The sequence below is a fragment of the Streptomyces sp. 3214.6 genome, from assembly GCF_900129855.1.
Taxonomy (GTDB): Bacteria; Actinomycetota; Actinomycetes; order Streptomycetales; family Streptomycetaceae; genus Streptomyces; species Streptomyces soliscabiei.
This window is the reverse complement of sequence record NZ_LT670819.1, coordinates 4,031,701-4,052,920: the sequence shown is the minus strand read 5'-3', so window position 1 is coordinate 4,052,920 and position 21,220 is coordinate 4,031,701. Positions and strand designations below refer to the sequence as shown.

Sequence of the window (21,220 nt, the reverse complement as noted above, 5' to 3'; positions counted from 1 at the left end):
GGAGACCGCCGGGACCTTGGGGAAACGGCCCTCTCGGCGGCCCCGTAGGGCCTCGTGAAACGGATTTGGGTGAACGGCCGCGGACCGTGTAATGTCTTCATCGCTCGCCCCAATAGCTCAGTCGGCAGAGCGTCTCCATGGTAAGGAGAAGGTCTACGGTTCGATTCCGTATTGGGGCTCTGGTGGGTGAGGTTCCCGTCGCAAGGCGGGACCTGATCCCATCAAAGCGGTGTAGCTCAGTCGGTAGAGCAAGCGGCTCATAATCGCTGTGTCACCGGTTCAAGTCCGGTCACCGCTACTGACAGTAGCCGATTGTGGGGTCGGTCCTTCGATCGGCTACTCTTCTATGCGTAAATCGTCCTATCCGTTCGTCAAGGAGCACTCCTGTGGCTGCCACCGACGTCCGCCCGAAGATCACGCTGGCCTGCGTGGAGTGCAAGGAGCGGAACTACATCACCAAGAAGAACCGGCGTAACAACCCGGACCGACTGGAGATGAAGAAGCACTGCCCGCGTTGCAACGCGCACACCGCGCACCGCGAGACGCGATAAATCAGGCTCGTATGCGAGGCCGTCCCCGAGTGATCGGGGGCGGCCTCGTGTCGTTGAGTGACCCGTACCGGTTGGTAAGGCTGATCAGTAGACCCGGTCGGTGAAGCCGGCCAGTAATGCAGCGCAGCCAGTAACGCAACGCAGCGCAATCACGCAGAGCAACCAGGAGGTGCCGAGGCCCATGGCGCTCGACCAGTCCTTCGTCGGGCGGACCTACCCGCCCACCGATCCCTATGAGGTCGGCCGGGAGAAGATCCGCGAGTTCGCCGAGGCCGTGGGCGACGCCAACCCGGCGTACACCGACCCGGACGCCGCGAAGGCGCTCGGATACGCCGATGTGATCGCGCCGCCGACCTTCGTGTTCTCGATCACCTTCAAGGCGGCGGGACAGGTCGTCCGGGACCCTCAGCTGGGCCTCGACTACAACCGCGTGGTACACGGCGACCAGAAGTTCGCCTACAAGCGTCCGGTGCGCGCCGGTGACCGGCTCACGGTCACTTCGACCATCGAGGCCGTCAAGTCCATGGCCGGCAACGACATCCTGGACATCCGTGGCGAGGTCCACGACGAGTCCGGCGAGCTCGTCGTCACCGCCTGGACCAAACTGGTCGCCCGCGCGGCGGAGCCTGAGCAGGCGTCGACGCCCGCAGAAGCAGACGGGGAGGCGTGAGGAACCGATGACGGCGAAGATCGCTTACGACGACGTCGAGGTCGGCACCGAGCTGCCGGCCCAGTCCTTCCCTGTGAACCGCGCCACGCTCGTGCAGTACGCGGGCGCCTCGGGGGACTTCAACCCCATCCACTGGAACGAGAGGTTCGCCAAGGAGGTGGGCCTGCCGGACGTCATCGCGCACGGCATGTTCACCATGGCCGAGGCGATCCGCGTCGTCACCGACTGGACCGGCGACCCGGGCGCGCTCGTCGACTACGGCGTCCGCTTCACCAGGCCGGTCGTGGTTCCGAACGACGACCAGGGCGCGGTGATCGAGGTCACCGGCAAGGTCGGCGCCAAGCTCGACGACAACACCGTGCGGGTCGACCTGACCGTGACCAGCGGCGGACAGAAGGTGCTCGGGATGTCCCGGGCGGTCGTGCGGCTGGGCTGACGTCGGGCGGCTGCGCGCAGGTACGCGAGTAAGGGGCGTTCTCCATTGCGGGGCGCTCCTTACTTGTTTGCGGCCCCCTACCTGCCCCAACGGGCGAGGCCGGGACGGCGTTCCGTCGGCCCTTGGCGCAGGGCCCTCCCCTCAGCCGCGTCGGCGTGGCCCCACCGCGTGATGTCCAGCGTCCGTCCGCGGGAGCAGGGTCGACGGCGGTGCGGGCGGGACGGCGGGCGGGGCTGTCGGGGGTGTCTCGTAGGCTTGGGCGCGTGCAGGAACTCCAGGACGCCCCGCTCGCCCCGCTGACCACCTTCCGGTTGGGCGGTCCCGCCACCAGGCTGGTGACCGCGACGACCGACGCCGAGGTGATCGCCGCCGTGCGCGAGGCCGACGCCGACGGCACACCGTTGCTCGTCGTCGGCGGCGGCTCCAACCTCGTCATCGGCGACAAGGGCTTCGAGGGCACCGCCCTGCGCATCGCCACCCGAGGCTTCGAACTCCTCGGGACCCGGCTGGAACTGGCCGCCGGCGAGGTCTGGACCGACGCCGTCGCCCGCACCGTGGAAGCCGGGCTCGCCGGCGTCGAATGCCTGGCCGGCATCCCCGGCTCGGCGGGCGCCACACCGATCCAGAACGTCGGGGCGTACGGCCAGGAGGTCTCCTCGACGATCACCGAGGTCATCGCCTACGACCGCCGGGCGGGCGAGACGGTCGCGCTCACCAACGAGGAGTGCGCCTTCTCCTACCGTCACAGCCGCTTCAAGGCCGACCCCGAGCGGTATGTCGTCCTGCGTGTCCGCTTCGAACTGGCCGACGCGGACGGGTTGTCGGCGCCCCTGAAGTACGCCGAGACGGCACGCGCGCTGGGCGTCGAGCCGGGGGACCGGGTGCCGCTCGCGCAGGCCCGCGAGACCGTGCTGAAGCTGCGCGCCGGGAAGGGCATGGTCCTCGATGCCGAGGACCACGACACCTGGTCGGCCGGTTCGTTCTTCACCAACCCGATCGTCACCGACGCCGACTTCGCCGTGTTCCACGCGCGCGTGCGCGAACGGCTGGGCGACGGCGTGGAGCCGCCCGCCTATCCGGCCGGCGAGGGCCACACCAAGACCTCCGCTGCCTGGCTGATCGACAAGGCGGGCTTCACCAAGGGGTACGGCAGCGGGCCCGCCCGCATCTCCACCAAGCACACCCTCGCCCTCACCAACCGCGGCACGGCCACCACGGAGGACCTGCTGGCGCTGGCCCGCGAGGTCGTGACCGGCGTGCGCGAGGCATTCGGGATCACCCTGGTCAACGAGCCGGTGATGGTGGGCGTCAGCCTGTAGGCGCCCATCGAGCGGGCCGCCGGCGCCCTAGTAGGCCACCCCCACTCCCTGCTTCACCGTGCCCGCGTCCTTCACCATCGCCAGCATCGCGTGCGCCACGTCGGCCCGCCCGATGAACCGGCCCTTGCGCGGGAAGCCGCCCACGACGGTCCGGTATGCCCCGGTCACCGGCTTGTCCTGCAGCCGGGGCGGTCGTACCACCGTCCAGTCGGTGGCGCTGCGCGCCAGTTCCGCCTCCATCTCCCGCAGGTCGGCGTACACGTCCTTCAGGGCCGCCGAGACGATGCCGCGCACCGTGCGGTCCAGAGCGCCGTCCCCCTCCGGCTCGGGGCCGACCGGACCGGCGCTCACCACGAGCAGCCGGCGCACGTCCTCCGCCTCCAGGGCCGACAGGACCGTACGCGTCAGCCGGGCGGCGACGCCGGCGTCCTTGCGGCGGCGCGCCCCGAGCCCGGACAGGACCGCGTCCCGGCCGGTCACGGCGGGGCGCAGCGCCTCCGGGTCGGTGAGGTCCGCGCGGACCACCTCCAGGCGTCCGCCGGTGATGGCGAGCCGGGCGGGATCCCGTACGACGGCCGTGACCTCGTGGCCCGCGCCCAGGGCCTGACGGACCAGCTCCCTGCCGATGCCTCCGGTGGCGCCGAAAACGGTGAACTTCATGGCGTGCTCCCACTCCCCCTAGGTGGGTGAGCATTCACTCACCCCTGCTTCCTCTAGAGTGGGTAAGCGTTCACCCACCCGTCAAGAGGGGAACCCGCATGGATCGACCGGCCCGCGTCCGCATCCTCGACGCCGCGCACGAGCTGATGCTCACCGTCGGACTGGCCCGTGCCACCACCAAGGAGATCGCGAAGGCGGCCGGCTGCTCCGAGGCGGCGCTCTACAAGTACTTCGCGAGCAAGGAGGAGCTGTTCATCCGCGTCCTCGCGGAGCGGCTGCCCCGGCTGACCCCGATGCTGAGCAGCCTGGCCGCGGAGCCCGGCCGCGGCACACTGGAGGGGAACCTCACCGAGATCGCCCGCCAAGCGGCGCTCTTCTACGAGCAGAGCTTCCCGATCGCGGCCTCCCTGTACGCCGAGACCCAGCTCAAGCGGCGGCACGACGAGGCCATGCGGGAGCTGGGCGCGGGCCCCCACGTGCCGATCGAGCAGCTCGCGGCGTATCTGCGGGCCGAGCAGGGCGTGGGCCGGGTCCGGCGGGAGGCGGACGTGTTTGCCGCGGCCTCGCTGCTGATGGGAGCCTGCGCCCAGCGGGCGTTCGCCTACGACGCGCTGGGGGAGCGGCCGGAGGCGGCCGACTTCGCCGTACGCCTGGCCCGTACCCTGCTGGCCGGCATCGCCGGCTGAGGGCTCAGGACGCCAGCCAGTCCTCCACGCCCGACAGCAGCTTCGCCTGCACGTCCTGCGGCGCCGCCGATCCCCGCACCGACTGCCGGGCCAGTTCCGCCAACTCCTCGTCCGTGAAGGCGTGGTGGTGGCGGGCGAAGTCGTACTGGGCCGCCAGCCGTGAGCCGAACAGCAGCGGGTCGTCGGCGCCCAGGGCCATGGGGACGCCCGCGTCGAACAGGGTCCGCAGCGGAACGTCCGCCGGCTTCTCGTAGACGCCCAGCGCTACGTTCGACGCCGGGCACACCTCGCAGGTCACGCCCCGGTCGGCGAGCCTCTTCAGCAGCCGCGGATCCTCGGCCGCCCGCACCCCGTGCCCCAGCCGGTTCGCGTGCAGATCGTCCAGGCAGTCGCGTACGGACGCAGGCCCCGTCAACTCGCCGCCGTGCGGCGCGGACAGCAGACCGCCCTCCCGTGCGATGGCGAACGCCCGGTCGAAGTCCCGGGCCATGCCCCGGCGTTCGTCGTTCGACAGCCCGAACCCGACCACCCCCCGGTCCGCGTACCGCACGGCCAGCCGGGCCAGGGTGCGGGCGTCCAGCGGATGCTTCATACGGTTCGCCGCCACCAGCACCCGCATACCGAGCCCGGTGTCGCGCGAGGCCGACTCCACCGCGTCCAGGATGATCTCCAGCGCCGGGATCAGCCCACCCAGCCGGGGCGCGTACGACGTCGGGTCCACCTGGATCTCCAGCCAGCCCGAGCCGTCCTTCAGGTCCTCCTCCGCGGCCTCCCGCACCAGCCGCTGGATGTCCTCCGGCTCCCTGAGGCACGAACGCGCCGCGTCGTACAGGCGCTGGAAGCGGAACCAGCCCCGCTCGTCGGTGGCCCGCAGCTTCGGGGGCTCCCCGCTCGTCAGCGCCTCGGTCAGCGCCTCGGGCAGGCGCACGCCGTACTTGTCGGCCAGTTCCAGCACGGTGGCCGGCCGCATCGAACCGGTGAAGTGCAGGTGCAGATGGGCCTTCGGCAGCTCAGAGACATCACGTACACGCTCCATTGGGTGATCCTGCCGTACGCGGGCGTCGTCCGGGTAGCCGATTCCCCGAACGTGGCCTTGCTCGCACACAGCAACGGGCCGCCTCCCGAAGGAGACGGCCCGCGGACTGCTCACGTGAGTAGTCGGCCCCTGGCTGTGGGACTGGTCAGTCCCTGGCCTCCGCCAGCAGCTTCTGGATGCGGCTCACGCCCTCGACGAGGTCCTCGTCGCCCAGCGCGTACGACAGGCGCAGATAGCCCGGCGTGCCGAAGGCCTCGCCCGGCACCACCGCGACCTCGGCCTCCTCCAGGATGAGCGCGGCGAGCTCGACCGAGTCCTGCGGGCGCTTGCCGCGGATCTCCTTGCCGAGCAGCCCCTTCACCGACGGGTAGGCGTAGAACGCGCCCTCGGGCTCCGGGCAGAGGACGCCGTCGATCTCGTTGAGCATCCGCACGATGGTCTTGCGACGCCGGTCGAAGGCCTCGCGCATCTTCGCGACCGCCTCCAGGTCACCGGAGACGGCGGCCAGCGCGGCGACCTGCGCCACGTTGGAGACGTTCGACGTGGCGTGCGACTGCAGGTTCGTCGCGGCCTTGACGACGTCCTTCGGGCCGATGATCCAGCCCACCCGCCAGCCGGTCATCGCGTACGTCTTGGCGACACCGTTGACGACGATGCACTTGTCGCGCAGCTCGGGGAGGATCGCCGGCAGCGAGGTGAACGTCGCGTCGCCGTAGACGAGGTGCTCGTAGATCTCGTCCGTCATCACCCACAGGCCGTGCTCCACGGCCCAGCGGCCGATCGCCTCGGCGTCCTCGGCGCTGTAGACCGCGCCGGTCGGGTTGGAGGGCGAGACGAAGAGAACGACCTTCGTGTTCTCGGTGCGCGCCGCCTCCAGCTGCTCGACGGAGACCCGGTAGCCGGTCGTCTCGTCGGCGACGACCTCCACCGGGACACCGCCGGCCAGCCGGATCGACTCCGGGTAAGTGGTCCAGTACGGCGCCGGGACGATGACCTCGTCGCCCGGGTCGAGGATCGCGGCGAACGCCTCGTAGATCGCCTGCTTGCCGCCGTTGGTCACCAGGATCTGGGACGCGTCGACCTCGTAGCCGGAGTCGCGCAGCGTCTTCGCGGCGATCGCGGCCTTCAGCTCGGGCAGACCGCCGGCCGGCGTGTACCGGTGGTACTTCGGGTTCTTGCAGGCCTCGATCGCGGCCTCGACGATGTAGTCCGGAGTCGGGAAGTCGGGCTCACCGGCGCCGAAGCCGATCACCGGCCGCCCGGCGGCCTTCAGGGCCTTGGCCTTGGCGTCCACGGCGAGAGTGGCGGACTCGGAGATCGCGCCGATTCGGGCGGAGACCCGGCGCTCGGTGGGAGGGGTTGCAGCGCTCATAGGGTCCATGGTTTCAGACCGGAAACCCGCCCGGCACACGGGTTTCACGGACTGGTCAGCCGACGGGCCATCAGTGTGAACATCCCGGTGAACAGCGGAGCGAATCCGATCAAGAACGCTTTCCGTTCGACGAGGGGCCCAAGACCACGTACACTCACACGTCGTTGGCCTTCAACAGCCGCGCCACAACAGGTGCACACCGAGCACCCGGTCGGATGCGGTACGTTGGGGAACACAACAAAGGGTCGTAGCTCAATTGGTAGAGCACTGGTCTCCAAAACCAGCGGTTGGGGGTTCAAGTCCCTCCGGCCCTGCTACACACACCATCACCAGGATGTGTGCGCAGCGCATGTACGTACAGCAGCAATGCACCGCCGTGCGGCTCAGACCGGGCGCGGCACGGCCACGACCCGGGAACAGGTGAGGACGAATGGCGGACGCCGTGGGCTCCATCGACACGCCTGATGCCCAGGACGAGGTGCCTGAGGCGCAGAAGAAGACCCGCAAGGGCGGCAAGCGCGCCAAGAAGGGCCCGCTGAAGCGTCTGGCCATCTTCTATCGGCAGATCGTCGCGGAGCTCCGCAAGGTCGTATGGCCCACGCGGAGCCAGCTGACGACGTACACGACCGTGGTGATCGTCTTCGTCGTCATCATGATCGGCCTGGTGACCGTGATTGACTATGGACTCAGCCACGCCGCCAAGTACGTCTTCGGCTGATCCAATCGCGAAGGGCGCCGAGGTATCCGGCGCCCCTTTCGCATGTTCCACCCCTATGTATCCAGGAAGAAGCAGCCACCGTGTCTGACCAGAACCTGAACGAGGACGTCGAGTCCGTGGACGACGAGCTCGACATCGTCGAGGGCGCGGACGAGGACCTGGACGAGTTCGAGGCTGCCGAGGCCGAGGCGGGCGAGCCCGCTGAGGAAGCCGCGCTCCACGTCGAGGACGAGGAAGCCGAGGGCGAGGAAGCCGACGAGGACGTCGAGGACGAGGACATCGTCGCCGACGAGGCCGAGGAAGCGGAGCCGGCCGAGCCCGTCGACCCCGTCGTTGCCCTGCGCGAGGAGCTGCGCACCCTCCCCGGCGAGTGGTACGTGATCCACACGTACGCCGGTTACGAGAACCGCGTGAAGACCAACCTGGAGCAGCGCGCCGTCTCGCTGAACGTCGAGGACTACATCTTCCAGGCCGAGGTGCCGCAGGAGGAGGTCGTCCAGATCAAGAACGGCGACCGCAAGACCATTCGCCAGAACAAGCTCCCCGGCTATGTGCTGGTGCGCATGGACCTGACGAACGAGTCCTGGGGCGTCGTCCGCAACACCCCCGGCGTCACCGGCTTCGTGGGCAACGCCTACGACCCGTACCCGCTGACCCTGGACGAGATCGTCAAGATGCTCGCCCCGGAGGCCGAGGAGAAGGCCGCCCGCGAGGCCGCCGAGGCCGAGGGCAAGCCGGCTCCGGCCCGCAAGGTCGAGGTCCAGGTGCTGGACTTCGAGGTCGGCGACTCGGTCACCGTCACGGACGGCCCGTTCGCCACGCTGCAGGCCACGATCAACGAGATCAACGCCGACTCGAAGAAGGTCAAGGGCCTCGTCGAGATCTTCGGTCGCGAGACCCCGGTCGAGCTCAGCTTCGACCAGATCCAGAAGAACTAGATCTCACTGCTTCCGACCAGGTCAGGCGGGCTGTCTCAGCTTGCCTGACCTGCTCGGTTTTTGGCCGCGCATCTATACCCGTTATCGTTGTGCGGTATGCCTGCGTTCGGTTGGTTCCCTGGCGCGGGCATGGACCCGAATGAAAGGACCCGGAGAGCAATGCCTCCCAAGAAGAAGAAGGTCACGGGGCTCATCAAGCTCCAGATCAACGCCGGTGCGGCGAACCCGGCCCCGCCGGTCGGCCCCGCGCTCGGTCAGCACGGCGTCAACATCATGGAGTTCTGCAAGGCCTACAACGCCGCGACCGAGTCGCAGCGTGGCTGGGTGATCCCGGTGGAGATCACGGTCTACGAGGACCGTTCCTTCACCTTCGTCACCAAGACGCCGCCGGCCGCGAAGATGATCCTCAAGGCCGCCGGTGTCGAGAAGGGCTCGGGCGAGCCGCACAAGACCAAGGTCGCCAAGATCACCGAGGCGCAGGTCCGTGAGATCGCCACGACCAAGCTGCCCGACCTGAACGCCAACGACCTGGACGCCGCGTCGAAGATCATCGCCGGCACCGCCCGTTCCATGGGCATCACCGTCGAGGGCTGACCTCACCCCCCCCCGTACCAAACAGACGTGTGGAAGGGCCTGCTCGGCCCGTACCACGACTCCTCAGAATCACCAGGAGCAGTAGTGAGCAAGCGCAGCAAGTCTCTCCGCGCTGCGGACGCCAAGATCGACCGGGAGAAGCTGTACGCCCCGCTCGAGGCCGTCCGTCTCGCCAAGGAGACCTCCACGAGCAAGTTCGACGGCACCGTCGAGGTCGCCTTCCGCCTGGGTGTCGACCCGCGCAAGGCCGACCAGATGGTCCGTGGCACCGTGAACCTGCCGCACGGCACCGGCAAGACCGCCCGGGTCCTGGTCTTCGCGACCGGTGACCGTGCTGCGGCCGCGGAGGCCGCGGGCGCCGACATCGTCGGCTCCGACGAACTGATCGACGAGGTCGCGAAGGGCCGTCTGGACTTCGACGCCGTCGTCGCCACCCCGGACCTCATGGGCAAGGTCGGCCGCCTCGGCCGCGTGCTCGGTCCCCGTGGTCTGATGCCGAACCCGAAGACCGGCACTGTCACCCCCGACGTGGCCAAGGCCGTCACGGAGATCAAGGGCGGCAAGATCGAGTTCCGCGTCGACAAGCACTCGAACCTGCACTTCATCATCGGCAAGTCCTCCTTCGACGACACCCAGCTGGTGGAGAACTACGGCGCGGCCCTGGAGGAGATCCTCCGTCTGAAGCCGTCCGCCGCCAAGGGTCGCTACATCAAGAAGGCCGCGATCAGCACCACGATCGGCCCCGGCGTCCAGGTCGACCCGAACCGCACCCGCAACCTCCTCGTCGAGGAGGACCCGGCCGCGGTCTGAACCTGACGGTTCGCCCTGAGTCGGCGACGAGCCCCGCAACCTCTCGAGGTGCGGGGCTCGTCCCTTTCGCCGTACGGATGTCAGTGCTGTGCGTTAGCGTGCAGTCACGGGAATCCTGGGGGGTGGGGCGAGTGAAGCGTGCGACCGTGCGCCGGGCGAGTCTGTCGATCGTTGCGATGACGCTGTTCGCGGGGGTGGCCGCCTGCAGTTCCGGCGGGTCGGGCGGGTCCGCAAGCTCCTCAAGTTCCGAGAGCTCCGCGAGATCCGGTGGCTCCGACAAGGGCGGCGGAGGCGGCAGTGCGCGGCTCAGCCCCATAGCGGCCCTGCGCACCGCCGAGAAGTCCACCGACGGCGCCGACTCCGCCAAGGTCGAGTCGACCACCACGATGGGCTCGGTGATGTCGATGACCGCCGACGGCGCCCTCGGCTGGGGCGATGGCCTCACCGGCACCCTCACCATCACCTACACCGGTGGCACCATGGCCGACACCATGCGCCAGATGGGCACCACGTCGATGGAGGCCCGCTATCTGCCCGACGCCTACTACGCCAGGATGGGCGACACCTTCGCCACCCAGGCCGGCGGCCGGCACTGGATCAAGTACGCCTACGACGACCTGGAGAGCCTCGGCGGCAGCTCCGGCGCGTATCTGAAGGACCAGATGCAGAACACCACCCCGAACCAGTCGGTGAAGCTCCTGCTGGCCTCCGGGGACGTGCGGGAGGTCGGCGAGGAGAAGGTGCGGGGGCAGCACACCACGCACTACTCGGGGACGCTCGCCGTGGCCGACCTCGCCGAGAAGAACTCCAGCCTCACCCGCAGCCAACTCGACGATCTGCGCAAGACGCTGGAGCAGGCCGGCGTGACCACTGAGACCGTGGACATCTGGGTCGACGACCGGGACCTGCTGGTCAAGAAGGTCGAGAAGGGCGAGACCACGGCGGGCGCCTACTCCCAGACCGCGTACTACACCGACTACGGCACCAAGGTCTCCGCCCGGACGCCCCCGGCGAGCGACACCGCCGACTTCACGGAGCTGATGAAGCAGCAGAAGGGGGCAGGCGTCGGCTCGTAATTCACGAGACCTCCCCGGCTCCTCCGGGATACCTTCACGGTCTTGCTGTGCATCGACCGTGTGTTCTCCGTATGGGGTTCTGGGGGAAATGAATGAGATCTTCCGTAGGCGTCCTCGGGCTGTCCGCGCTCCTCGTCGCCGGATGCGCGGCCGCGGGCGGCACGGACAGCGGCGGTGACTCGGGGGCCGCGGCCGCCGTCACCCGCGCCGCGAAGAAGGCGGAGCAGCCCGTGTCCCTGCGCTACCGCATGACCGGCCGGACCCCTGAGGAGGGCCGGATCAAGGCCGAGGCCGCCATCGGCGTCAAGCCGCCGGCCATGAGCCTGAAGTCCACCGTGCTCAGCGGGCCGGACCAGGGCACGGGCGAGTACCGGATGGTCGACGGAGCGCTGTACGTGGGCACCGACGAGGCCAACGAGGACGGCAAGCACTGGGTCAAGTTCGGCGCCCCGGGCAAGTCCGACACACCGGGCGGCCTCAAGGTCGACACCGGCACGGCGGCCGACAAGGTCCGCGAGAACCCCTCCCACGAGAGCGGCTTCCTCACCGCGGCCGACGACCTGAAGAAGGCCGGCGCCGAGACCGTCGAGGGCGTCCGCACCACCCACTACACGGGCACGGCCACCATCGACGAGATCCGCGCCGCCTACAAGGGCGACGCCGCCAACGTCCGGCAGCGGACCGAGAAGAGTCTCGCGCAGTACGAGAAGCTGGGCGTCGACGAGCTCACCATGGACCTGTGGGTCGACGCCGAGGACCGCACGCGGCAGCTGCGCATGCAGGGCATGGGGCGGCACGGCCAGCTCGACCTCACCATCACGTTCCTCGACCTCGGCAAGCCCGTGACCGTGAAGGCGCCGCCCGCCTCCGACACCGTCGACATGGCCAAGGAGCTGAAGGAGGCCCGCGGCTGAGCCGGAAGAGGGCCCGTCCGGGCGGATTTGCTTGACGGTGACCCGTTCACGTAGTCTTCCCCAGAAGCCAAAGACCGCTGGTCGTTGCCGTGCTCTCGGACAGAGGGGGCGGTGGCCGAAGGATCCGCTGCAACGCGGACGACCCGCGCAGGTGTCAGTGGATGTGCTCCCGGATCGAACTCCTTCCATGGAATTCGTTCGGTCGAGCAACGCCCCGTGCGCCTGCGCCGGGGCGTTTCGTCTGTCACAGCCCCTTCTGAGCGGTCCTCATCACCCGGAAGGAGGCCGACGCTCTATGGCAAGGCCCGACAAGGCTGCCGCGGTGGCCGAGCTGACGGAGTCGTTCCGCAGCTCGAACGCCGCCGTGCTGACCGAGTACCGGGGTCTCACCGTGGCGCAGCTCAAGACGCTGCGTCGTTCGCTCGGTGAGAACGCCCAGTACGCCGTGGTGAAGAACACGCTGACCAAGATTGCGGCCAACGAGGCCGGGATCAACACGCTCGACGACCTGTTCAACGGTCCGACGGCGGTCGCCTTCATCACCGGTGACCCGGTGGAGTCGGCGAAGGGTCTTCGTGACTTCGCCAAGGACAACCCGAACCTCGTCATCAAGGGCGGTGTCCTTGATGGCAAGGCGCTGTCCGCCGACGAGATCAAGAAGCTTGCGGACCTCGAGTCCCGCGAGGTTCTGCTCAGCAAGCTGGCGGGTGCCTTCAAGGGCAAGCAGTCTCAGGCTGCTCAGCTCTTCCAGGCGCTTCCCTCGAAGCTCGTCCGCACCGTGGACGCTCTTCGCGCCAAGCAGGCCGAGCAGGGCGGTGCCGAGTAATTCGGCTCCCGAAATGACCGTCGCCTTGAGGCAGCCCGCCTGAAGCAGCGGTCGTTAGCGGGCCGAACGTACGCCCGCCAGACATGTACATACCGGCACCAGCCGAATTAGTGGAAGGAAAGCCGTCATGGCTCTCACCCAGGACGAACTGCTCGCCGAGTTCGAGGGCATGACCCTCATCCAGCTCTCCGAGTTCGTGAAGGCGTTCGAGGAGAAGTTCGACGTCACCGCCGCCGCCGCGGTCGCCGTTGCGGGCCCCGCCGCCCCGGGCGCCCCGGTCGAGGCCGCTGAGGAGCAGGACGAGTTCGACGTCGTCCTCACCGGCGCCGGCGAGAAGAAGATCCAGGTCATCAAGGTCGTGCGTGAGCTGACCTCCCTGGGTCTGAAGGAGGCCAAGGACCTCGTGGACGGCGCCCCGAAGCCCGTCCTCGAGAAGGTCGCCAAGGAGGCCGCTGAGAAGGCCGCCGAGTCCCTCAAGGCCGCCGGCGCCTCGGTCGAGGTCAAGTAAGTAACCCTGTCCGGCTGCCGCCGGATGGCCCACGGTCGGCGACGACCGTACGCGAAGGCTGAATCGGTCCCTCCGGGGCTGTAACGCCGACGCACCGAAGAGCGATCATCCATCTGGGTGGTCGCTCTTCGTCGTTCCTGGGGGCGCGGCCACGGTTACCTCACACCCCTGTGAGCGGGGGGTATGGTGATCTTCGTCGTGTCTCCGAGCGCCCCGGTCAGCGCAGGGGGGCCTTGACGAACCGCACGCAGCGCGCAATTCTCAGGACGCGTCGTCACAAGGATCCGAATCCGAGGCATGGATCGGCGACGAAGAGGGCAGTATCACCGTGCGTTGAGGGCAAGCAGACCGAGGGCGTTGAGAACCACGAGGGTCTCGAAAAACCCGCACTGGACATCAGTGTGCCAAGTGGCTACACTGACCCTTTGCGCTGCCTGTTAGCTGTCCCCTGCCCGTCACCAGGGGCATGCCCTCCCTTGAGCTCGGACGATCAGACCTCTCTGACCTGGCCCTTTTCGCCGGATCCGGAAAGCTGTCTCCGTGCACAGGAGAGGGGCCGGTACGCGCGTAGTGAGTCCGAGCCCTCGGAAGGACCCCCTCTTGGCCGCCTCGCGCAACGCCTCGACCGCGAATACGAACAACGCTGCCAGCACCGCCCCGCTGCGCATCTCCTTTGCAAAGATCAAGGAGCCCCTCGAGGTTCCCAACCTGCTCGCGTTGCAGACCGAGAGCTTTGACTGGCTGCTCGGGAACACCGCCTGGCAGAGTCGGGTCGAGGCGGCTCTGGAGTCCGGTCAGGACGTCCCCACGAAGTCCGGTCTGGAGGAGATCTTCGAGGAGATCTCCCCGATCGAGGACTTCTCCGGGTCGATGTCGCTGACCTTCCGCGACCACCGTTTCGAGCCGCCTAAGAACAGCATCGACGAGTGCAAGGACCGTGACTTCACGTACGCGGCCCCGCTCTTCGTGACGGCCGAGTTCACGAACAACGAGACCGGCGAGATCAAGTCCCAGACGGTCTTCATGGGCGACTTCCCGCTCATGACGAACAAGGGCACCTTCGTCATCAACGGCACCGAGCGTGTCGTGGTGTCCCAGCTGGTCCGTTCGCCGGGTGTCTACTTCGACTCCTCCATCGACAAGACGTCCGACAAGGACATCTTCTCCGCCAAGATCATCCCTTCCCGGGGTGCCTGGCTGGAGATGGAGATCGACAAGCGCGACATGGTCGGTGTGCGCATCGACCGCAAGCGCAAGCAGTCCGTCACCGTTCTCCTGAAGGCTCTCGGCTGGACGACCGAGCAGATCCTCGAGGAGTTCGGCGAGTACGAGTCCATGCGCGCCACCCTGGAGAAGGACCACACCCAGGGCCAGGACGACGCGCTGCTCGACATCTACCGCAAGCTGCGTCCGGGCGAGCCCCCCACGCGTGAGGCCGCGCAGACGCTGCTCGAGAACCTCTACTTCAACCCCAAGCGCTACGACCTCGCGAAGGTCGGCCGCTACAAGGTCAACAAGAAGCTGGGTGCGGACGCTCCGCTGGACGCGGGTGTCCTGACCGTCGAGGACGTCATCTCGACGATCAAGTACCTGGTCAAGCTGCACGCCGGCGAGACCGAGACGGCCGCGGACAACGGCCAGACGATCGTCGTCGAGACCGACGACATCGACCACTTCGGCAACCGTCGTCTGCGCAGCGTCGGCGAGCTCATCCAGAACCAGGTCCGCACGGGTCTGGCGCGTATGGAGCGAGTCGTCCGCGAGCGCATGACGACCCAGGACGTCGAGGCGATCACGCCGCAGACCCTGATCAACATCCGGCCGGTCGTCGCCTCCATCAAGGAGTTCTTCGGCACCAGCCAGCTGTCGCAGTTCATGGACCAGAACAACCCGCTGTCGGGTCTCACCCACAAGCGCCGTCTGTCGGCGCTCGGCCCGGGTGGTCTCTCCCGTGAGCGGGCCGGCTTCGAGGTCCGTGACGTGCACCCGTCCCACTACGGACGCATGTGCCCGATCGAGACCCCCGAAGGCCCGAACATCGGCCTGATCGGTTCGCTCGCCTCCTACGGCCGCGTCAACGCGTTCGGTTTCGTGGAGACGCCGTACCGCAAGGTCGTCGACGGCCAGGTCACCGACGAGGTCGACTACCTGACGGCCGACGAGGAGGACCGCTACGTCATCGCGCAGGCCAACGCCACGCTGAACGACGACATGCAGTTCACCGAGGCCCGCGTCCTGGTCCGCCGCCGTGGCGGCGAGGTCGACTACGTCGCCGGTGACGACGTGGACTACATGGACGTCTCGCCGCGCCAGATGGTGTCGGTCGCGACCGCCATGATCCCGTTCCTCGAGCACGACGACGCCAACCGTGCCCTCATGGGCGCGAACATGATGCGTCAGGCCGTGCCGCTCATCAAGAGCGAGTCCCCGCTCGTCGGCACCGGCATGGAGTACCGCTCCGCCGTCGACGCCGGCGACGTGGTCAAGGCCGAGAAGGCGGGTGTGGTCCAGGAGGTCTCCGCGGACTACATCACCACCACCAACGACGACGGCACGTACATCACGTACCGCCTGGCCAAGTTCGCCCGCTCCAACCAGGGCACCTCGGTCAACCAGAAGGTCATCGTCAACGAGGGCGACCGGATCATCGAGGGCCAGGTCCTGGCCGACGGTCCGGCCACCGAGAACGGCGAGATGGCGCTGGGCAAGAACCTGCTCGTGGCGTTCATGCCGTGGGAGGGTCACAACTACGAGGACGCGATCATCCTGTCGCAGCGCCTCGTGCAGGACGACGTCCTCTCCTCGATCCACATCGAGGAGCACGAGGTCGACGCCCGTGACACCAAGCTCGGCCCCGAGGAGATCACCCGGGACATCCCGAACGTCTCCGAGGAGGTCCTCGCCGACCTCGACGAGCGCGGCATCATCCGCATCGGTGCCGAGGTCGTCGCCGGCGACATCCTGGTCGGCAAGGTCACGCCCAAGGGCGAGACCGAGCTGACGCCGGAGGAGCGCCTGCTGCGCGCGATCTTCGGTGAGAAGGCCCGTGAGGTCCGTGACACCTCGCTGAAGGTGCCGCACGGCGAGATCGGCAAGGTCATCGGCGTCCGCGTCTTCGACCGTGAAGAGGGCGACGAGCTGCCGCCGGGCGTGAACCAGCTGGTTCGCGTCTACGTGGCGCAGAAGCGCAAGATCACGGACGGTGACAAGCTCGCCGGCCGCCACGGCAACAAGGGTGTCATCTCCAAGATCCTGCCCATCGAGGACATGCCGTTCCTCGAGGACGGGACCCCGGTCGACATCATCCTCAACCCGCTGGGTGTGCCGTCCCGTATGAACCCGGGACAGGTCCTGGAGATCCACCTCGGCTGGCTCGCCAGCCGCGGCTGGGACGTCTCCGGGCTCGGCGAGGAGTGGGCGCAGCGTCTGCAGGTGATCGGCGCCGACTCGGTCGCCCCCGGCACCAACGTCGCCACCCCGGTCTTCGACGGCGCGCGTGAGGACGAGCTGGCGGGTCTGCTGCAGCACACCATCCCGAACCGCGACGGCGAGCGCATGGTGCAGCCGACCGGTAAGGCGCGGCTGTTCGACGGCCGCTCCGGTGAGCCGTTCCCGGACCCGATCTCCATCGGCTACATGTACATCCTGAAGCTGCACCACCTGGTCGACGACAAGCTGCACGCCCGCTCGACCGGTCCGTACTCGATGATCACCCAGCAGCCGCTGGGTGGTAAGGCGCAGTTCGGCGGTCAGCGCTTCGGTGAGATGGAGGTGTGGGCGCTGGAGGCTTACGGCGCCGCGTACGCCCTCCAGGAGCTCCTGACCATCAAGTCCGACGACGTGACCGGCCGCGTGAAGGTCTACGAGGCCATCGTCAAGGGCGAGAACATCCCCGAGCCCGGCATCCCCGAGTCCTTCAAGGTGCTCATCAAGGAGATGCAGTCTCTCTGCCTGAACGTGGAGGTGCTGTCCAGCGACGGTATGTCCATCGAGATGCGTGACACCGACGAGGACGTCTTCCGCGCGGCGGAGGAGCTCGGCATCGACCTGTCCCGGCGCGAGCCGAGCAGCGTCGAAGAGGTCTGACGGGAGTCCGGTCCGGAGGTTCAGCGATGAAGATCCCTGAGCCTCCGGCCGGCCCCGGGACCCCCGTATCAGACCCCAAGACTTACAACCCTGAGAGGGATTGACGCATAGTGCTCGACGTCAACTTCTTCGACGAGCTCCGGATCGGCCTGGCCACCGCGGACGACATCCGTCAGTGGAGCCACGGCGAGGTCAAGAAGCCCGAGACGATCAACTACCGCACGCTCAAGCCGGAAAAGGACGGACTCTTCTGCGAGAAGATCTTCGGTCCGACCCGGGACTGGGAGTGCTACTGCGGCAAGTACAAGCGTGTCCGGTTCAAGGGCATCATCTGCGAGCGCTGCGGCGTCGAGGTCACTCGCGCCAAGGTGCGTCGTGAGCGGATGGGCCACATCGAGCTGGCCGCCCCCGTCACGCACATCTGGTACTTCAAGGGCGTTCCGTCGCGCCTCGGCTACCTGCTCGACCTCGCCCCGAAGGACCTCGAGAAGGTCATCTACTTCGCGGCGTACATGATCACGTTCGTCGACGACGAGCGCCGTACGCGTGACCTGCCCTCGCTGGAGGCGCACGTCTCCGTCGAGCGTCAGCAGATCGAGAACCGTCGCGACGCCGACCTCGAGGCCCGCGCCAAGAAGCTCGAGACCGACCTGGCCGAGCTGGAGGCCGAGGGCGCCAAGGCCGACGTGCGCCGCAAGGTGCGCGAAGGCGCCGAGCGGGAGATGAAGCAGCTGCGCGACCGTGCGCAGCGCGAGATCGACCGTCTCGACGAGGTGTGGACCCGCTTCAAGAACCTCAAGGTCCAGGACCTGGAGGGCGACGAGCTCCTCTACCGCGAGCTGCGTGACCGCTTCGGCACGTACTTCGACGGTTCGATGGGCGCCGCGGCGCTGCAGAAGCGCCTGGAGTCCTTCGACCTGGACGAGGAGGCCGAGCGCCTCCGCGAGATCATCCGTACCGGCAAGGGCCAGAAGAAGACCCGTGCGCTCAAGCGCCTGAAGGTCGTCTCCGCGTTCCTGCAGACCAGCAACAGCCCCAAGGGCATGGTGCTCGACTGCGTGCCGGTCATCCCGCCGGACCTTCGCCCGATGGTGCAGCTGGACGGTGGCCGCTTCGCGACCTCCGACCTGAACGACCTGTACCGCCGTGTGATCAACCGCAACAACCGCCTGAAGCGCCTTCTCGACCTCGGTGCGCCCGAGATCATCGTGAACAACGAGAAGCGCATGCTCCAGGAGGCCGTGGACGCGCTGTTCGACAACGGCCGTCGTGGCCGTCCGGTCACCGGTCCCGGCAACCGCCCGCTGAAGTCCCTCAGCGACATGCTGAAGGGCAAGCAGGGTCGATTCCGTCAGAACCTGCTCGGCAAGCGTGTGGACTACTCCGCGCGTTCCGTGATCGTCGTCGGTCCGCAGCTGAAGCTGCACCAGTGCGGTCTGCCGAAGGCGATGGCGCTGGAGCTGTTCAAGCCGTTCGTGATGAAGCGCCTGGTCGACCTGAACCACGCGCAGAACATCAAGAGCGCCAAGCGCATGGTGGAGCGCGGCCGCACCGTCGTGTACGACGTCCTCGAAGAGGTCATCGCCGAGCACCCGGTGCTGCTGAACCGTGCGCCCACCCTGCACCGCCTCGGCATCCAGGCCTTCGAGCCGCAGCTGGTCGAGGGCAAGGCCATCCAGATCCACCCGCTCGTCTGCACCGCGTTCAACGCGGACTTCGACGGTGACCAGATGGCCGTCCACCTGCCGCTCTCCGCGGAGGCGCAGGCCGAGGCCCGCATCCTGATGCTGTCCTCGAACAACATCCTCAAGCCCGCCGACGGCCGGCCGGTGACGATGCCGACCCAGGACATGGTCCTCGGTCTGTTCTTCCTCACCACCGACGGCGAGCTGCGTGACACCAAGGGCGAGGGCCGGTCGTTCGGCTCCACGGCCGAGGCGATCATGGCGTTCGACGCCGGTGAGCTCGCGCTGCAGTCGCCGATCGACATCCGCTTCCCGGTGGGCACCATCCCGCCGCGTGGCTGGACGCCGCCGGTGCGCGAGGAGGGCGAGCCCGAGTGGCAGCAGGGGGACACCTTCCGCCTGCGCACCACCCTGGGCCGCGCGCTCTTCAACGAGCTGCTGCCCGAGGACTACCCGTTCGTCGACTACTCGGTGGGCAAGAAGCAGCTCTCCGAGATCGTCAACGACCTGGCCGAGCGCTACCCCAAGGTCATCGTGGCGGCGACGCTCGACAACCTGAAGGCGGCCGGCTTCTACTGGGCGACCCGTTCCGGTGTCACCGTGGCCATCTCCGACGTCGTCGTTCCCGAGGCGAAGAAGGAGATCGTCAAGGGCTACGAGGCGCAGGACGAGAAGGTCCAGAAGCAGTACGAGCGCGGTCTGATCACCAAGGAAGAGCGCACGCAGGAGCTCATCGCGATCTGGACCAAGGCGACCAACGAGGTCGCCGAGGCGATGAACGAGAACTTCCCCAAGACCAACCCCATCTTCATGATGGTTGACTCGGGTGCCCGAGGAAACATGATGCAGATGCGGCAGATCGCCGGTATGCGCGGTCTGGTGTCGAACGCGAAGAACGAGACCATCCCGCGTCCGATCAAGGCGTCCTTCCGTGAGGGCCTGTCCGTGCTGGAGTACTTCATCTCCACGCACGGTGCCCGTAAGGGTCTGGCGGACACCGCCCTGCGTACCGCCGACTCGGGTTACCTGACCCGTCGTCTGGTGGACGTCTCGCAGGACGTCATCATCCGCGAGGAGGACTGCGGCACCGAGCGCGGTCTGAAGCTGAAGATCGCGATCCGTGGCGAGGACGGCGTCCTGCGCAAGACGGACGACGTCGAGACCAGCGTCTACGCCCGCATGCTCGCCGAGGACGTCGTCATCGACGGCAAGGTGATCGCGCCGGCCAACGTGGACCTGGGCGACGTGCTCATCGACCAGCTCGTGCGCCACGGCGTCGAGGAGGTCAAGACCCGCTCGATCCTGACCTGTGAGTCGCAGGTCGGCACGTGTGCCATGTGCTACGGCCGCTCGCTGGCCACCGGCAAGCTGGTCGACATCGGTGAGGCGGTCGGCATCATCGCCGCCCAGTCCATCGGTGAGCCCGGCACCCAGCTGACGATGCGTACCTTCCACACCGGTGGTGTGGCCGGTGACGACATCACCCAGGGTCTGCCACGTGTCGTCGAGCTCTTCGAGGCCCGTACCCCGAAGGGTGTCGCCCCGATCTCCGAGGCCTCCGGCCGCGTGCGGATCGAGGAGACCGAGAAGACCAAGAAGATCGTCATCACGCCGGACGACGGCAGCGACGAGACGGCGTTCCCGATCTCGAAGCGCGCCCGTCTTCTGGTCAGCGAGGGCGAGCACGTCGAGGTGGGCCAGAAGCTCACCGTGGGTGCCACCAACCCGCACGACGTGCTGCGCATCCTGGGTCAGCGTGCCGTCCAGGTCCACCTGGTCGGCGAGGTCCAGAAGGTGTACAACTCGCAGGGTGTGTCGATCCACGACAAGCACATCGAGATCATCATCCGGCAGATGCTGCGCCGCGTGACGATCATCGAGTCCGGCGACGCCGAGCTGCTGCCCGGCGAGCTCGTCGAGCGCTCGAAGTTCGAGGTCGAGAACCGTCGTGTGGTCCAGGAGGGCGGTCACCCGGCCTCCGGTCGTCCGCAGCTCATGGGTATCACCAAGGCCTCGCTGGCCACGGAGTCCTGGCTGTCGGCGGCGTCCTTCCAGGAGACGACCCGAGTCCTGACGGATGCGGCGATCAACGCCAAGTCCGACAGCCTCATCGGCCTCAAGGAGAACGTCATCATCGGTAAGCTCATCCCGGCCGGTACGGGTCTGTCCCGCTACCGCAACATCCGGGTCGAGCCGACCGAGGAGGCCAAGGCCGCGATGTACTCGGCCGTCGGCTACGACGACATCGACTACTCGCCGTTCGGCACGGGCTCCGGCCAGGCCGTTCCGCTGGAGGACTACGACTACGGTCCGTACAACCAGTAAGCGAGCAGTT

Annotated in this window: 18 protein-coding genes and 3 tRNA genes; 18 read left to right on the top strand and 3 right to left on the bottom strand. The window is 67.8% G+C overall.

Going from position 1 to position 21,220, the window contains the following annotated elements; translation table 11 throughout:
• Window positions 1-106: 106 nt before the first annotated feature.
• From B5557_RS18020 to B5557_RS17995, 6 genes are all read left to right on the top strand, one after another.
• A tRNA-Thr gene (locus B5557_RS18020) sits at window positions 107-179 on the top strand.
• Window positions 180-225: 46 nt separating this feature from the next.
• Window positions 226-298 (top strand) — tRNA-Met (locus tag B5557_RS18015).
• Between the two features lie 88 nt (window positions 299-386).
• The gene (gene rpmG / locus B5557_RS18010) at window positions 387-551 is read left to right on the top strand and encodes a 50S ribosomal protein L33 (protein ID WP_003948671.1); all 165 of its coding nucleotides are present in this window, start codon (window positions 387-389) and stop codon (window positions 549-551) included.
• Window positions 552-732: 181 nt separating this feature from the next.
• Entirely contained in the window at window positions 733-1,221 is a 489-nt protein-coding gene (locus tag B5557_RS18005; protein WP_079660441.1) for a MaoC family dehydratase N-terminal domain-containing protein, read from the top strand.
• A gap of 7 nt (window positions 1,222-1,228) precedes the next feature.
• Complete coding sequence (locus B5557_RS18000; protein WP_079660440.1) at window positions 1,229-1,657, top strand: MaoC family dehydratase; 429 nt, start codon at window positions 1,229-1,231, stop codon at window positions 1,655-1,657.
• A 263-nt stretch (window positions 1,658-1,920) separates the two neighbouring features.
• Complete coding sequence (locus tag B5557_RS17995; RefSeq protein WP_079660439.1) at window positions 1,921-2,976, top strand: UDP-N-acetylmuramate dehydrogenase; 1,056 nt, start codon at window positions 1,921-1,923, stop codon at window positions 2,974-2,976.
• 27 nt (window positions 2,977-3,003) lie between these two features.
• Here the strand turns inward: B5557_RS17995 and B5557_RS17990 are convergent, their stop codons facing one another.
• Window positions 3,004-3,636 carry an NAD(P)-dependent oxidoreductase gene (locus tag B5557_RS17990; protein ID WP_079660438.1) on the bottom strand — a complete coding sequence of 211 codons (633 nt, stop codon included), beginning with the start codon at window positions 3,634-3,636 and terminating at the stop codon, window positions 3,004-3,006.
• Window positions 3,637-3,734: 98 nt separating this feature from the next.
• On the opposite strand from B5557_RS17990, the gene B5557_RS17985 reads away from it, so the two are divergent.
• A complete protein-coding gene (locus tag B5557_RS17985; protein ID WP_079660437.1) occupies window positions 3,735-4,322 on the top strand; it encodes a TetR/AcrR family transcriptional regulator in 588 nt (195 codons plus the stop codon).
• Window positions 4,323-4,326: 4 nt separating this feature from the next.
• Here B5557_RS17985 and B5557_RS17980 read toward each other — a convergent pair whose 3' ends face one another.
• Both B5557_RS17980 and B5557_RS17975 read right to left on the bottom strand, forming a co-directional pair.
• Window positions 4,327-5,358 (bottom strand): adenosine deaminase, encoded by a 1,032-nt coding sequence (locus B5557_RS17980; protein WP_079660436.1) that lies wholly within the window; start codon window positions 5,356-5,358, stop codon window positions 4,327-4,329.
• A 145-nt stretch (window positions 5,359-5,503) separates the two neighbouring features.
• Complete coding sequence (locus tag B5557_RS17975; protein ID WP_079660435.1) at window positions 5,504-6,730, bottom strand: pyridoxal phosphate-dependent aminotransferase; 1,227 nt, start codon at window positions 6,728-6,730, stop codon at window positions 5,504-5,506.
• Between the two features lie 241 nt (window positions 6,731-6,971).
• Between B5557_RS17975 and B5557_RS17970 the strand changes: the two genes are divergently transcribed.
• The 11 genes from B5557_RS17970 to B5557_RS17915 all read left to right on the top strand — a co-directional run bounded on the left by B5557_RS17970 (window position 6,972) and on the right by B5557_RS17915 (window position 21,210).
• Window positions 6,972-7,044, top strand: a tRNA-Trp gene (locus B5557_RS17970).
• 116 nt (window positions 7,045-7,160) lie between these two features.
• Window positions 7,161-7,448: a preprotein translocase subunit SecE gene (gene secE / locus B5557_RS17965; protein WP_079660434.1), complete on the top strand. Its 288-nt coding sequence runs from the start codon at window positions 7,161-7,163 to the stop codon at window positions 7,446-7,448.
• 80 nt (window positions 7,449-7,528) lie between these two features.
• A complete protein-coding gene (gene nusG / locus B5557_RS17960; RefSeq protein ID WP_079660433.1) occupies window positions 7,529-8,386 on the top strand; it encodes a transcription termination/antitermination protein NusG in 858 nt (285 codons plus the stop codon).
• Window positions 8,387-8,545: 159 nt separating this feature from the next.
• Window positions 8,546-8,980, top strand: coding sequence for a 50S ribosomal protein L11 (gene rplK / locus B5557_RS17955; protein WP_005481290.1), 435 nt, complete (start codon window positions 8,546-8,548; stop codon window positions 8,978-8,980).
• Window positions 8,981-9,064: 84 nt separating this feature from the next.
• Window positions 9,065-9,790 (top strand): 50S ribosomal protein L1, encoded by a 726-nt coding sequence (gene rplA, locus B5557_RS17950; RefSeq protein ID WP_079660432.1) that lies wholly within the window; start codon window positions 9,065-9,067, stop codon window positions 9,788-9,790.
• Between the two features lie 131 nt (window positions 9,791-9,921).
• Entirely contained in the window at window positions 9,922-10,866 is a 945-nt protein-coding gene (locus B5557_RS17945; protein ID WP_107472601.1) for a hypothetical protein, read from the top strand.
• Window positions 10,867-10,958: 92 nt separating this feature from the next.
• Window positions 10,959-11,780: a hypothetical protein gene (locus tag B5557_RS17940; RefSeq protein ID WP_079660431.1), complete on the top strand. Its 822-nt coding sequence runs from the start codon at window positions 10,959-10,961 to the stop codon at window positions 11,778-11,780.
• A 295-nt stretch (window positions 11,781-12,075) separates the two neighbouring features.
• The gene (gene rplJ / locus B5557_RS17935) at window positions 12,076-12,606 is read left to right on the top strand and encodes a 50S ribosomal protein L10 (RefSeq protein ID WP_079660430.1); all 531 of its coding nucleotides are present in this window, start codon (window positions 12,076-12,078) and stop codon (window positions 12,604-12,606) included.
• Between the two features lie 127 nt (window positions 12,607-12,733).
• Complete coding sequence (gene rplL, locus B5557_RS17930; protein ID WP_079660429.1) at window positions 12,734-13,114, top strand: 50S ribosomal protein L7/L12; 381 nt, start codon at window positions 12,734-12,736, stop codon at window positions 13,112-13,114.
• A 600-nt stretch (window positions 13,115-13,714) separates the two neighbouring features.
• Window positions 13,715-17,200 carry a DNA-directed RNA polymerase subunit beta gene (gene rpoB, locus B5557_RS17920; protein WP_079660428.1) on the top strand — a complete coding sequence of 1,162 codons (3,486 nt, stop codon included), beginning with the start codon at window positions 13,715-13,717 and terminating at the stop codon, window positions 17,198-17,200.
• 110 nt (window positions 17,201-17,310) lie between these two features.
• Window positions 17,311-21,210, top strand: coding sequence for a DNA-directed RNA polymerase subunit beta' (locus B5557_RS17915; protein ID WP_079660427.1), 3,900 nt, complete (start codon window positions 17,311-17,313; stop codon window positions 21,208-21,210).
• Window positions 21,211-21,220 lie beyond the last annotated feature (10 nt).

What these genes read in the sequence shown, in the direction of transcription:
- rplL (WP_079660429.1), top strand. Translation starts at nt 12,734, where the DNA reads ATGGCTCTCACCCAGGACGAACTGCTCGCCGAGTTCGAGGGCATGACC.
- B5557_RS18000 (WP_079660440.1), top strand. Translation starts at nt 1,229, where the DNA reads ATGACGGCGAAGATCGCTTACGACGACGTCGAGGTCGGCACCGAGCTG.
- rplJ (WP_079660430.1), top strand. Translation starts at nt 12,076, where the DNA reads ATGGCAAGGCCCGACAAGGCTGCCGCGGTGGCCGAGCTGACGGAGTCG.
- B5557_RS17980 (WP_079660436.1), bottom strand. Translation starts at nt 5,358, where the DNA reads ATGGAGCGTGTACGTGATGTCTCTGAGCTGCCGAAGGCCCATCTGCAC.
- secE (WP_079660434.1), top strand. Translation starts at nt 7,161, where the DNA reads ATGGCGGACGCCGTGGGCTCCATCGACACGCCTGATGCCCAGGACGAG.
- B5557_RS17940 (WP_079660431.1), top strand. Translation starts at nt 10,959, where the DNA reads ATGAGATCTTCCGTAGGCGTCCTCGGGCTGTCCGCGCTCCTCGTCGCC.
- B5557_RS17975 (WP_079660435.1), bottom strand. Translation starts at nt 6,730, where the DNA reads ATGAGCGCTGCAACCCCTCCCACCGAGCGCCGGGTCTCCGCCCGAATC.
- B5557_RS17985 (WP_079660437.1), top strand. Translation starts at nt 3,735, where the DNA reads ATGGATCGACCGGCCCGCGTCCGCATCCTCGACGCCGCGCACGAGCTG.
- B5557_RS17990 (WP_079660438.1), bottom strand. Translation starts at nt 3,636, where the DNA reads ATGAAGTTCACCGTTTTCGGCGCCACCGGAGGCATCGGCAGGGAGCTG.
- B5557_RS18005 (WP_079660441.1), top strand. Translation starts at nt 733, where the DNA reads ATGGCGCTCGACCAGTCCTTCGTCGGGCGGACCTACCCGCCCACCGAT.
- rplK (WP_005481290.1), top strand. Translation starts at nt 8,546, where the DNA reads ATGCCTCCCAAGAAGAAGAAGGTCACGGGGCTCATCAAGCTCCAGATC.